10 protein-coding genes are annotated in these 11,946 nt (G+C 73.2%); 2 read left to right on the forward strand and 8 right to left on the reverse strand.

Annotated elements, in window-relative coordinates:
- Nucleotides 1-216 (reverse strand): Asp-tRNA(Asn)/Glu-tRNA(Gln) amidotransferase subunit GatC (gene gatC, locus VF612_RS00990; RefSeq protein WP_408657981.1); only part of this gene is annotated, 216 nt, incomplete at its 3' end.
- Between the two features lie 210 nt (nt 217-426).
- Here gatC and VF612_RS00995 point away from each other — a divergent pair.
- Entirely contained in the window at nt 427-1,086 is a 660-nt protein-coding gene (locus VF612_RS00995) for an ACT domain-containing protein (protein WP_408657982.1), read from the forward strand.
- Between the two features lie 7 nt (nt 1,087-1,093).
- Here the strand turns inward: VF612_RS00995 and ligA are convergent, their stop codons facing one another.
- Nucleotides 1,094-3,196: an NAD-dependent DNA ligase LigA gene (gene ligA / locus VF612_RS01000; RefSeq protein ID WP_408657983.1), complete on the reverse strand. Its 2,103-nt coding sequence runs from the start codon at nt 3,194-3,196 to the stop codon at nt 1,094-1,096.
- Nucleotides 3,197-3,293: 97 nt separating this feature from the next.
- Here ligA and VF612_RS01005 point away from each other — a divergent pair, with 97 nt between their 5' ends.
- Nucleotides 3,294-5,393 (forward strand): glycogen debranching N-terminal domain-containing protein, encoded by a 2,100-nt coding sequence (locus VF612_RS01005; RefSeq protein WP_408657984.1) that lies wholly within the window; start codon nt 3,294-3,296, stop codon nt 5,391-5,393.
- Between the two features lie 50 nt (nt 5,394-5,443).
- Here VF612_RS01005 and VF612_RS01010 read toward each other — a convergent pair whose 3' ends face one another.
- From VF612_RS01010 to VF612_RS01035, 6 genes are all read right to left on the reverse strand, one after another.
- A complete protein-coding gene (locus VF612_RS01010; protein ID WP_408657985.1) occupies nt 5,444-6,439 on the reverse strand; it encodes a methionine synthase in 996 nt (331 codons plus the stop codon).
- The gene (gene mnmA, locus VF612_RS01015) at nt 6,436-7,524 is read right to left on the reverse strand and encodes a tRNA 2-thiouridine(34) synthase MnmA (RefSeq protein ID WP_408657986.1); all 1,089 of its coding nucleotides are present in this window, start codon (nt 7,522-7,524) and stop codon (nt 6,436-6,438) included. Before mnmA ends, VF612_RS01010 begins: the two co-directional genes overlap by 4 nt.
- Nucleotides 7,521-8,732 carry a cysteine desulfurase family protein gene (locus VF612_RS01020; RefSeq protein ID WP_408657987.1) on the reverse strand — a complete coding sequence of 404 codons (1,212 nt, stop codon included), beginning with the start codon at nt 8,730-8,732 and terminating at the stop codon, nt 7,521-7,523. The genes mnmA and VF612_RS01020 overlap by 4 nt, the downstream gene beginning before the upstream one ends.
- Before the next feature lie 3 nt (nt 8,733-8,735).
- Nucleotides 8,736-10,259, reverse strand: coding sequence for an MFS transporter (locus VF612_RS01025; RefSeq protein WP_408657988.1), 1,524 nt, complete (start codon nt 10,257-10,259; stop codon nt 8,736-8,738).
- Nucleotides 10,260-10,278: 19 nt separating this feature from the next.
- The gene (locus tag VF612_RS01030; RefSeq protein WP_408657989.1) at nt 10,279-11,238 is read right to left on the reverse strand and encodes an electron transfer flavoprotein subunit alpha/FixB family protein; all 960 of its coding nucleotides are present in this window, start codon (nt 11,236-11,238) and stop codon (nt 10,279-10,281) included.
- A 57-nt stretch (nt 11,239-11,295) separates the two neighbouring features.
- On the reverse strand, nt 11,296-11,946 hold a 651-nt coding region (locus VF612_RS01035), incomplete at its 5' end, for an electron transfer flavoprotein subunit beta/FixA family protein (protein WP_408657990.1).

An 11,946-nucleotide genomic window follows, 5' to 3' on the forward strand; every position in this document is an offset into this window, starting at 1 on the left:
CACGGCATCCTGGCGCAGCACGTTCTGCAACGGCACCGCGTGCGAGGTCGGCTGGATGTCAGCGGCGGCGACATCGCCGATCCGGGCCACCGCGCCGAGTATGACGTCGAGTTGGCCGGCGAACAGGTCCAGTTCGTCCTCGGTCACCGCCAGCCGGGCCAGCCGGGCCAGGTGCGCGACTTCGTCGCGGGTCAGGGTCGATCGATCGTCAGGCACGACTGCAGAGTCTAGGGCGGGCGTCGCGGAGGGGCGGACATGCCCTCGCTGCGCTCCTCGGCGCTGCGCGCCTGCGATGCTCGCACTGGCCCATCGGCTCTTCGCGCACGCGCTCATCGCAACCTCGCTCCGCTCCTCGGCGCTGCGCGCCTGCGATGCTCGCTCGGCGCGCGTAACACCGGGGATACCGCCGCACGGCACACTATGCGGGTGTCCTTCCTGATCCGCGTCGTCCTGCCCGACCGCCCAGGCGCGCTCGGCGCGGTCGCGTCCGCGCTCGGCCATGCCGGCGGGGACATCCTCAGCGTCGACATCGTCGAGCGCTCGGGCGGCCAGGCCACCGATGATCTGGTGGTCGAGCTGCCCCCGGGCAAGCTGGCCGACTCCCTGGTGACCGCCGCCGCCAGCGTGCCCGGCGTCCGCGTCGAGTCGATCAGGCCGTACGCAGGGGTGATCGACCCGTTCCGGGAGCTGGAGCTGCTGGAGAAGCTCGCGATCAGCACCGACGACGCGCCCGGCGTGCTGGCCGACGGCGTCTGCCGGCTGTTCCGCTCAGGCTGGGCGCTGGTGCTGCAGGCGCCGGACGAGAGCGGCCTCTCCAGGGTGATCGCGCGCAGCTCCGCCGGGCCCGAGATCGATCGGCTGGCCACGCCCTGGTGGCCGCCCACCCCCTCGCGGGCCTTGGACGCCGAAGAGCGCTGGGCGCCCCCGGCGTGGGCCAACCTGGGAACCGAGCTTGCGGTGGTCCCGCTGGGCCGCAGGGCGATCCTGGTGGGCCGCCCGGCGTTGCGCTGGCTGGCCAGCGAGATCATCCGGATGTCGCACCTGGCGTCGATCGCGGCGACCGTGCTCTACCCCGACCCGTCCTGAGCCGGAGCTACTCGTCCCCGATCCGGGCGACCGCGGTGGCGGCCTCGGGCCCCTGTTCCAGCAGCACCGTGAAGCCGTCCTCGTCCAGGATCGGGACCTTGAGCTCGACGGCCTTGGCGTACTTGCTGCCGGGGGTGTCGCCCACGACCACGAAGGCGGTCTTCTTCGACACCCCGCCGGCCGCCTTGCCGCCGCGGCTGGTGATCGCGGCAGCGGCCTCGTCCCGGCTGTAGTTCTCCAACGACCCGGTGACCACCACGGCCAGGCCGGCCAGCGGCTTGGGGCTGGTGTCGATCACCCGCTCCTCTTCCAGCTGGACCCCGGCCGCGCCCCATTTCTTGACGATCTCCTGGTGCCAGTCGACGGCGAACCACTCGCGGATCGACTCGGCGATGGTCATCCCGACGCCATCGGCGGCGGCGAGCTGCTCGGGAGTGGCGTCCGCGATGGCCTGGATGGAGCCGAACTCCCGGGCCAGCACCTGCGCCGCGGTCGGCCCGACGTGCCGGATGGACAGCGCGACCAGCACCCGCCACAGCGGGCGGGTCCTGGCCGCCTCGAGGTTGTCCAGCAGCTTGCGGGCATTGGCGGCCAGCTCGCCGTCCTTACGGCGGAAGAAGTCCGCGCGCGCCAGGTCGTCGGCCGTCAGCGAGAACAGGTCACCCTCATCGGTGACCAGGCCGGCCTTGAGCAGGGCTGCCGCCGCCTCGTAGCCGAGCACCTCGATGTCGAAGGCGCCCCGGCCGGCGACGTGGAACAACCGCTCACGCAGCTGGGCCGGGCAGGACCGGTGGTTCGGGCACCGGATGTCGGCATCGCCCTCCTTCTGCGGCCGCAGCTCGGTGCCGCATGCGGGGCAGTGGGTCGGCATCACGAAGGCCCGCTCGGACCCGTCCCGCAGCGCCACCACGGGGCCGAGGATCTCCGGGATCACGTCGCCGGCCTTGCGCAGCACCACCGTGTCGCCGATGAGCACGCCCTTGCGGGCGACCTCGCTGGCGTTGTGCAGGGTGGCCATCTCCACGACGGAGCCCGCCACGGTCACCGGCTCCATCACCCCGAACGGGGTCACCCGGCCGGTGCGCCCGACGTTGACCTGGATGTCGAGCAGCTTGGTGTTGACCTCTTCGGGCGGGTACTTGAAGGCGATCGCCCACCGGGGCGCCCGGCTGGTCGAGCCCAGCTGGCGCTGCATCGACAGCGAGTCCACCTTGACCACCACGCCGTCGATCTCGTGCTCGACGTCGTGGCGGTGCTGGCCGTAGTAGTCGATGTACTCCGACACCTCGGCCATCGAGGAGACCACCTTGGCCCGGGCCGAGGTGGGCAGGCCCCACTGGCGCAGGTAGTCATACCACTGGGACTGGGCCTCGACCTTGGGGCCGCCCTCGACGTGGCCCACCCCGTGCACCACCATCTCCAGCTTGCGGCTGGCGGTGATCCGCGGGTCCTTCTGGCGCAGCGACCCCGATGCGGTGTTGCGCGGGTTGGCGTAGGGCGCCTTGCCCTCGGCCACCAGCCGGGCGTTGAGGCTCGCGAACTCGGTCAGCGGGAAGTACACCTCGCCGCGCACCTCGATGACGTCGGGGACGTCGGAGCCGGCCAGCCGGTCCGGGATGGCCGCGATCGTCCGGACGTTGCCGGTCACGTCCTCACCCGTCCTGCCGTCGCCCCGGGTCGCTCCGCGCACCAGCCGGCCGCGCTCGTAGACCAGGTTGATCGCCAGGCCGTCGACCTTCAGCTCGCACAGGAAGCTCGGCGCGGTGATCTCGCGCTCCACCCGCACCAGCCAGGCGGCCAGCTCGTCGGGGGTGAAGGCGTTGTCCAGGGAGAGCATGCGCTCCAGGTGCTCCACCGCGGCGAACTGGGAGGAGTAGTCGCCCGCCACCCGCTGGGTCGGCGAGTCCGGGGTGCGCAGTTCGGGGAACTGGTCCTCGATCGCTTGCAGCTCGCGCATCCGGGTGTCGTAGTCGGCATCGGAGAGGGTCGGCGCGTTGGCGATGTAGTACCGATAGGCGGCGTCGGCCAGCTGCTCGGAAAGCTCGGCATGGCGCTGCCGCGCCGCGATGAGCTCGGCGCTGTCCGGGGGGCTGTCATCGGCTGTCGTCACGCGTTCAAGCTACCGCCCGGCACCGACAGTTTCGTGGCCAGCTGGCACGCTGGCAGGCCAGCAGATCACGCGGAGCGGGACGAGGGAGCGCGGGCCGATGACCAGCACACCAGGCCAGGGCCCGACGACGGACACCGCGGGCCAGCAGCCGTATCTGCACGAGCTGCTCGCCTGCGTGCGGGCCCCAGCGCTGGCGCTGGCGGACCCGGACGGCCAGCTGCGCGGCAGCGGGGTGCAGGGCATCTACCTGGCCGACCGGCGCATCCTGTCCCGGTCGGTGCTCACCGTCGCGGGGGCGGAGCTGGCGCCGATCTCGGGCGAGCTGGCCGGTTCCAGCGCCCTGCGCAGCGTGTCGATCGTCCGAGGTCTCGGTGACCCCGGGGCGGACCCCACCGTGTGGATCGAGCGCCGCCTGGCCGTGTCGGGGTCCGCGGCCACCGAGTCGGTGAGCATCACCTCGGCAGCCCGGCAGCCGGTGACCGCGCGGCTCAGCCTGGAACTGGCCTGCGACCTGGCCGGCATGGCCGCGGTGAAGGCAGGCATCGCCGGCGCCGCGCTCGCCGCTGCCAGCCGGCCGGACGGCCTCAGCTGGACGGGGCCGGCCGGAGTCCGGGTCAGCGCGGCCGCGGCGCCGCCGCCCACCGAGATCGCCGCCGACCCCGCCCGCCTCAGCTGGGACGTCGAGCTCGGCCGCGGCGACACCAGGCTGATCGAGCTCAGCTACACCGTGACCGACCCGGGGCTGCCGGTGGTAAGCGCGCCGGCCGGGGAGTCCCGGCTGGCGGCGCCGACGATCCAGTTCGGCGACCCGCGGCTGAGCGCCCTGCTCGCGCAGTCCCTGGCCGATCTGGCGGCATTGGAGCTGGCCGACCCGCAGGCTCCGGAGGACCACTTCCTCGGCGCCGGGGCGCCGTGGTACCTGACGCTGTTCGGCCGGGACTGCCTGATCTCGGCCCGGATGCTGCTGCCGCTGGGCACCGAGCTGGCCGCAGGCACGCTGCGCACCCTGGCCCGCCGCCAGGGCAACCGGGTCGATCCGGACTCGGCCGAGGAGCCGGGCAAGATCCTGCACGAGATCCGGGCTGGCGAAATCGAGCACGCCGGGGGCCGCCAGCCGGGCCAGCGGATGCGGCTGCCGGCCACCTACTACGGCACGGTCGATGCCACCCCGCTGTGGATCCTGCTGCTGCACGACAGCTGGCGGTGGGGGCTGGCCGAGCAGGAGGTCGAGCAGCTGCTGCCGAACCTGGAGCGGGCGCTGGCCTGGATGGCGGACTACGGCATCGACGACAACGGCTTTCTCAGCTATGCCGACCGCTCCGGGCACGGCCTGAGCAACCAGGGCTGGAAGGACTCGGCCGACTCCATCCAGTTCCGGGACGGCCGGCTGGCCGAACCGCCGGTCGCGCTGAGCGAGGTGCAGGCCTACGGCTACGCAGCGGCGATGGCCGGGGCCGCGCTGCTCGATGCCTTCGGCCGTCCCGGTGGGCAGCGCTGGCGGAGCTGGGCTGCTGAGCTCGCCGAGCGCTTCCGGCAGCGGTTCTGGCTGACCGACGAGCACGGTGGCTACCCGGCGCTGGCGCTGGACGGCTCGGGCGAGCCGGTGGATTCGGTGGCCTCCAACCTGGGGCACCTGCTGGGCACCGGGCTGCTGACCGCGCCGGAGTCCGCCCTGGTCGCCGGCCGGCTCGGCTCGCCCGAGCTGTCCTCGGGCTTCGGGCTGCGGACGCTGGCCAGCTCGTCCGCCGGGTTCAACCCGCTGAGCTACCACAACGGCTCGGTGTGGACGCACGACACCGCCATCGCGATCACCGGCCTGGCGGCCGCGGCGGCTGACGGCGTTCCCGGCGCGGACGCCGCGGCCGCGGGCCTCATCGAAGGGCTGCTGGCCGCCGCTCCGGCGTTCGGCTACCGGATGCCCGAGCTGCACGGCGGCCACCGCGCCGAACCCGGCCGGCGACCGATCCCCTACCCGGCGTCCTGCCGGCCGCAGGCCTGGTCGGCGGCGTCGGCGATGGCGATCGTCACGGCGTTGCTCGGCCCGCGCCCGGATGCGGCGGCCGGCTCGCTGGGGTTCCGGCCGCTGCGCCTGGCTCCGGACGCCGGTGGGCTCGCGGTGACCGGGTTGCGGTTCGCCGGCCGGCCGCTGTCGGTGCGGGTATCGGCCGAGGGCGAGGTCACCGGCTCGCTGGGCTGACCGGCCGGAGCCGGCCAGGAGCGCTGAACCCCCCGAAGCGATCCGAGGGCTCAGTCCAGGCCGTCGCGCAGCGACCTGCCCACCTCGGTCAGCGCGGCCATCACCCGCCGCGCATAGGGCGGCGACGCCCCCGCCAGGCCACAGGACGGCGTCGGGACCACGGCGCCGGCGAGCAGGCTCTGATCGAACCCCAGCTTGGCCCACAGCCGGGAGATCCGATCCCGGGCCTGGACCGCGGAGATGTCGGCGTCGACGCCGGGAAAGACCCCCAGCCACAGCGAGACGCCCGCCTCGACGAGCTCGCCGATCGAGTCCAGGTGCGCATCGGCGATCAGGCTCGCATCGACCGACACCGCCGACGCGCCGCCCCCGAGGATCAGGTCGTACGGCACCTGATCGGCGCAGCAGTGCACCACCCGATGGCCGGGCGGCGCCACCTCCAGCACCCGGGTCAGCGCCGGCTCCGCCACCGACCGGGGCAGCGACCGGACCGTCCCGTACCCCGACGGCGTCGGCACCTGGCCGGCGAGGACCGGGGGCAGGCCCGGCTCGTCCACCTGCAGCACGAAGGACGTGCCGGCCAGCCGGGAGCCCAGCTCCGCCAGCAGCACCCGGGCGCCCTCGGCCAGCGACTCGGTCAGGTCGCGGAACGCGCCCAGGTCGGTGAGCACCTTGTGCAGGTTGGGCAGCTCCAGCGCCGCGCCGAGCGTCATCGGGCCGCAGACCGACACCTTCAGCAGCGGCGCGCCCTGCGCCTGCTCGGTGATCGCGTCCAGGTCGCGGTTCAGGTGATCCCGGGCCCGGGCCTGATCGCGTCCGGAGTGGCTGGTCACCGTCCAGCCGTGCGGCTGCCACTCCAACGGATAGTCGACCAGCAGCGCGCCGGTGCGGGCGATCACGTCCGCGCCGAAGCCGCGCCCCGGTAGCTCCGGAAGGTAGGGCAGGTCCGGCACCTCACCGAGCACCAGCCGGACGGCCTCGTCCGGATCGGCACCGGGCAGCGAGCCGATCCCGGTCGCGGCGCCGGCCGGCCAGGGGGAGGTCATCCGGTGCTGACGGCAGGCCGAGCCGGCTGGCCGGCGCTGACGATGGTGGCCGAGCCGAGCACCCGGTCGCCGTCGTACATCACCAGCGCCTGGCCGGCGGCGACCCCGCGCTGGGACTGCCGCAGCTCGGCCCGCAGGTCGCCGCCAGAGGGATGCACGCGCGCGTCCGACACCATGCCGTGCGCGCGCAGCTGGACCTGGCAGTCGAAGGGCGCCACGGGCGGGTCGGCGATCCAGACCGGCCGGTCGCAGCGGACCTCGGACACCTCCAGGTCCGCCGCGCTGCCCACCACGACGGTGTTGGACTTCGGCTGCAGCGACAGCACGTATCGCGGTTGGCCGGTCGCGCTGGGGGTGGTCAGGTTCAGCCCCTTGCGCTGGCCGACGGTGAAGTGATGGGTGCCGGCATGCTCGCCCAGCACGGCGCCGTCGGTGTCGACGATGCGTCCCGGGCGCTCCCCCAGCCGGCGGGCCAGGAAGCCCTGGGTGTCGCCGTCGGCGATGAAGCAGATGTCGTGCGAGTCGGGCTTGCTGGCCACCGCCAGCCCCAGCTCCGCGGCCTCGGCGCGGACCTGGTCCTTGGTCGAGTCCCCGAGCGGGAAGACCGCGTGCGCCAGCTGCTCCGGGGTCAGCACCGCGAGCACGTAGGACTGGTCCTTGGCCGCGTCCACCGACCGGTACAGCCGGCCGTCGGTCAGCCGGGCATGGTGGCCGGTGGCCACCGCGTCGAACCCGAGCGCCAGCGCCCGGTCCAGCAGCGCCGAGAACTTGATCTGCTCGTTGCACCGCAGGCACGGGTTGGGCGTGCGGCCGGCCTCGTACTCGGAGACGAAGTTGTCGATCACGTCGGACTGGAACCGCTCGGCGAAGTCCCAGACGTAGAACGGGATCCCGAGGATGTCGGCGGTGCGCCGGGCGTCGTGGGAATCCTCCAGCGAGCAGCAGCCGCGCGACCCGGTGCGCAGCGTGGCGGGCTGGCGGGACAGCGCCAGGTGCACGCCGGTCACGTCCCAGCCGGCGGCCACCGCGCGGGCCGCGGCCACCGCCGAGTCGACGCCGCCGCTCATCGCTGCCAGCACCTTCATACGCCGCGTCCTGCCGTGGTCACGAGGTTGGCGGCGGCGCCAGCCCGGCGAGCGCGCTCGACCACCGGCCCGATCGCCTCGATCAGGGTGCGGACGTCCTGCTCGGTGGAGGTGTGCCCCAACGACAGCCGCAGCGCGCCGCGGGCCCGTCGCGGGTCGGCGCCCATCGCCAGCAGGACGTGCGAGGGCTGCGCGACGCCGGCCGAGCACGCCGAGCCGGTCGAGCACTCGATGCCCCGGGCGTCGAGCAGCATCAGCAGCGAATCGCCCTCACAGCCGGGAAAGGACAGGTGGGCGTTGCCGGGCAGCCGGTGCACCGGATGGCCGTTCAGCACCACATCCGGGACGATCTCCCGCACGCCTGCGATCAGCTGGTCGCGCAGCCCGGCCAGCCGGGCGGCCAGCTCGTCGCGCCTGCTCACCGCCAGCTCGGCAGCGAGGGAGAACCCGACCGCGCCGGGGGTGTCCAGGGTTCCGGACCGGACGTCGCGCTCCTGGCCGCCGCCGTGCAGCACCGGCACGCAGTCCACGCCGCGGCCCAGCAGCAGCGCGCCGGCCCCGTACGGCCCGCCGATCTTGTGGGCGGTGACCGTCATGGCATCGACGCCGGAGTCGGCGAAGGACACCCCCAGGGTGCCGACGGCCTGCACCGCGTCGGTGTGGAAGGCGATCCCGTAGCCGTGCGCGATCTCGGCCAGCTCGTGGATCGGCTGGATGCTGCCGACCTCGTTGTTGGCCCACATGACGCTGACCAGCGCCACCGCGGCCGGGTCCTCGGCGATCGCCGCGGCCAGCGTCTCCGGCTGCACCACACCGTCGGGGTCGACCGGCAGCAGCACCAGCTCGGCGTTCTCGTGGGTGACCAGCCAGTCCGCCGAATCGAGCACGGCGTGGTGCTCGACTGCGCTCACCAGCAGCTTGCGGCGAGCCGGATCCGCGGCCCGGCGGGCCAGGTAGATGCCCTTGACCGCCAGGTTGTCCGCCTCGGTGCCGCCGCTGGTGAAGATCACCTCCGAGGGACGGGCGCCCAGGGCGGCAGCCAGCCGTTCCCGGGACTCCTCGATGATCCGGCGGGCCTGCCTGCCGGAGGTGTGCACCGAGGACGGGTTGCCGACGGCGCCGGTGCTGGAGGCGCGCATCGACGCGGCGACCGCGTCGATCACCTCCGCGAGCATCGGCGTGGTCGCGGCATGATCGAGATAGGGCATCGGCTACGAGCTTACTGAGCCGCGACGGCCACGATCCACCGATGCGGTGATCGGCTGGCCGCCGCCACCGGCCGTCGGGCCGCACTCGCCCGCCAGCCGGTCCCCGCCCTGCCGTCCGCCCGCTTGCCCCCGGGCCGCGGACGGCAACCGGGACGCCCGGCTGACCGCTAGCACTCCCAGCCCGGCCATGCTCAGGTACACCACCGCGAAGCCGGCGCCGTATCCGATGCGCCCGTGCACCGCCAGGGCGATGAAGGCCCCGGCGAAGGCCGCCGAGATGGCCGAGACCGACGAGTCGGCCAGCTGCAGGGCCGCCGAGTCCGAGCCCCGGCGGGCATCGGTGGTGCACTCCAGCATCACCACGCTCGCGCTGGTGATCGCGAAGCCCGCTCCGAAGCCGGCGAACGGCCAGACCGCGAAGGCCACCGCGCCCGGCACCACCCGCAGCGCCACCAGCGCCATGCCCACCCCGCCGATCGCCATCAGCACCAGTCCGAGCCTGACCAGCGCCGCCCGGTTCGGCTGCCTGAGCCGGCCCTGGATCGCCGACGCGCTCGCCCAGCTGAGCGCCGACAGCATCAGCGGCATGCCGGCCCAGGTGGGCGAGTAGCGCAGCTGCACCGTCAGGGTCAGCGGAACGATCACCTCCATGCCGACGAACATCCCGGCCAGCACCCCGCGGAAGGCGATCGCGGCCGGCACCCCCGGGGCGAACCGCGGAGTTCCGGCGGGCAGCAGCCGGCGCAGCCCGGCGACCATCGCGATCGCCCCCGCGACCGCGCCGGCGACGCCCAGCAGGTTCAGGTTCTCGCCCAGGTTGGCCACCCCGGCCACGCCGACGGCGGTCAGCAGGGCGTAGCCGATCCGCCGCCGGTCCATCCGGCCGGCGCCGGTGGTGCTGCGCAGCTGGCGCAGCGATGGCAGGATCAGCACCCCGCCGAGCGCCACGAAGGGGGCCAGCCCACCGAACACCCAGCGCCAGGACAGGTACTCGGTGATCCAGCCCGCCAGCACCGGGCCGACCAGCCCGGGGATGATCCAGGCGCCGGCCAGGGCGGCGAAGATCCGGGGCCGCACCTGATCGGCGTAGACCTCCCCCATCACCACGTACATGGCGGTGATCAACAGGCCCACGGCCATGCCCTGGACGAACCGGGCGGCCACCAGCTCCCACATCGTCCCGGCGACGGTGCCGAGCAGCAGGCCGGCGATGAACAGCGCCAACCCGGCCAGCAGCGGCCGGCGCGCGCCGTGGATGTCGGAGTACATCCCGGACACCACCATGCCGACCACACTGGTCACCAGGAAGCCGGTGAAGGCCCAGCCGTAGGACGCCAGGCCGTGCAGGCTGCGGGCGGCGGTGGGCAGCGCGGTCGCGACGGCCAGCGCCTCGAAGGCGATGATCGTCATCAGGATCAGGATGCCGAGCGTGGTGATCCGGTACCGCGGCGCGAAGATCGTCTCGACGTTTCCGTCCGGAGGGGTGCTCGCACCTGCTTGATCGCCGAACTCAGCACCCACCGTCACTGGGACCAGTGTAGTGGCGTTATCCCTTGCGCTTGCTCACTTCCTCAGCCAGTTGCGGCGCCACCGCGAACAGGTCACCCACCACGCCGAAGTCGGCCAGTTCGAAGATCGGGGCCTCGGGATCCTTGTTGACCGCGACGATGGTCTTCGACGTCTGCATGCCGGCCCGGTGCTGGATCGCCCCGGAGATCCCGAGCGCCACGTAGAGCTGCGGCGACACCGTGACACCGGTCTGGCCGACCTGCATCTGATGCGGCACCCACCCGGCGTCGGTGGCCGCCCGGGAGGCGCCTACCGCTGCGCCGAGGGAGTCGGCGACGTTCTCCACCACGGAGAAGTTGTCGGCCGAGCCGACGCCGCGGCCGCCGGAGACGATCACCGAGGCGTCCTGCAGCGACGGCCGGGAGCCCTTGGCCTCGGCGACCCGGTCCACGATCTTGGCAGCCTTCGCGCCCTCGGACAGGGCGACCTCGACGCTGACCTGCTCGGCGGCGGCCGGGGCGGCCTGGGGCGCCACCGAGTTCGCCCGCAGGCTGATCACCGGGATGCCGGTGGTCACCCGCGAGCTGACCGTGACCGCGCCGCCGAAGATGGACTGCTTGGCCGAGCCGTCGGGGTTCACCTCGACGGCGTCGGCGATGAACCCGGAGTCGAGCTTGAAGGCGGCCCGGGCCGCGATCTCCTTGTTCTCCGGGGTGGAGGCCACCAGGATCGCGGCCGGCGAGGCCTGCTTGGCGACGGTGGCCAGGATCTCGGCCTTGGGCGCCACCAGGTAGTCGGCGACCTCGTCGCTCTCGGCGGCGTAGACCTTGGCCGCGCCGTATTCGGCGAGCTGGTCGCGCAGCGCCGCGGCGGTTCCGGCCGCGCCGATCACGACGGCGGCCGGCTCACCGAGGGTGCGGGCGGCGGTGAGCAGTTCGAGCGCGGACTTCTTCAGCCTGCCGTCCGCCGAATCGATCAGTACGAGCACTTCAGCCATGGTGTGGTCCCTTTACCGTCTCGTTCGGTCAGTCTCGTCGGTGGTCTGGTCGCCGGCTCAGATGAGCTTCTTGCTGGCCAGGTACTCCGCGATCGCGGCGCCGCCGTTGCCGTCGTCCTTGACGACGACGCCCGCGGCGCGCGGCGGGGCAAGCTCGAAGGAGTCCACCATGGTGGTCGCGGCGGCCAGGCCGACCTCGTTCTCGGCCAGCCCGAGCTCGGCGAGGGTGAGGGTGGTGACCGGCTTGGACTTGGCGGCCATGATGCCCTTGAAGGACGGGTACCGCGGGTCGTTGATCTTCTCGACCACGCTGAGCACGGCCGGGGTGGCGGCCTGCACCACGTCATAGCCGGCCTCGGTGACCCGCTCCACGGTGACGGTGGAGCCGGCCACGGTGACCTTGCGGGCGCCGGACAGCTGCGGCAGCCCGGTGGCTTCGGCGACCAGCGCCGGCAGCACCGACAATCGCGAGTCGGTGGCCTCGAACCCGCCGATCACCAGGTCGTACTCCAGGGTTCCCAGCGCCTTGGCCAGCACCTTGGCCGTGGTGATGACGCATGAGCCGTGCAGCGCCGGGTCGACCACGTGCACGCCCTTGTCCGCGCCCATCGACAGCGCCTTGCGCAGCGACTCGGTGGCCCGCTCGGGACCCATGGTGAGGATGGTGACCTCGCCGCCGTGGGCCTCCTTGATCCGCAGGCCCTCTTC

The organism is Jatrophihabitans sp. (assembly GCF_036388195.1).
GTDB lineage: Bacteria > Actinomycetota > Actinomycetes > Mycobacteriales > Jatrophihabitantaceae > Jatrophihabitans_A.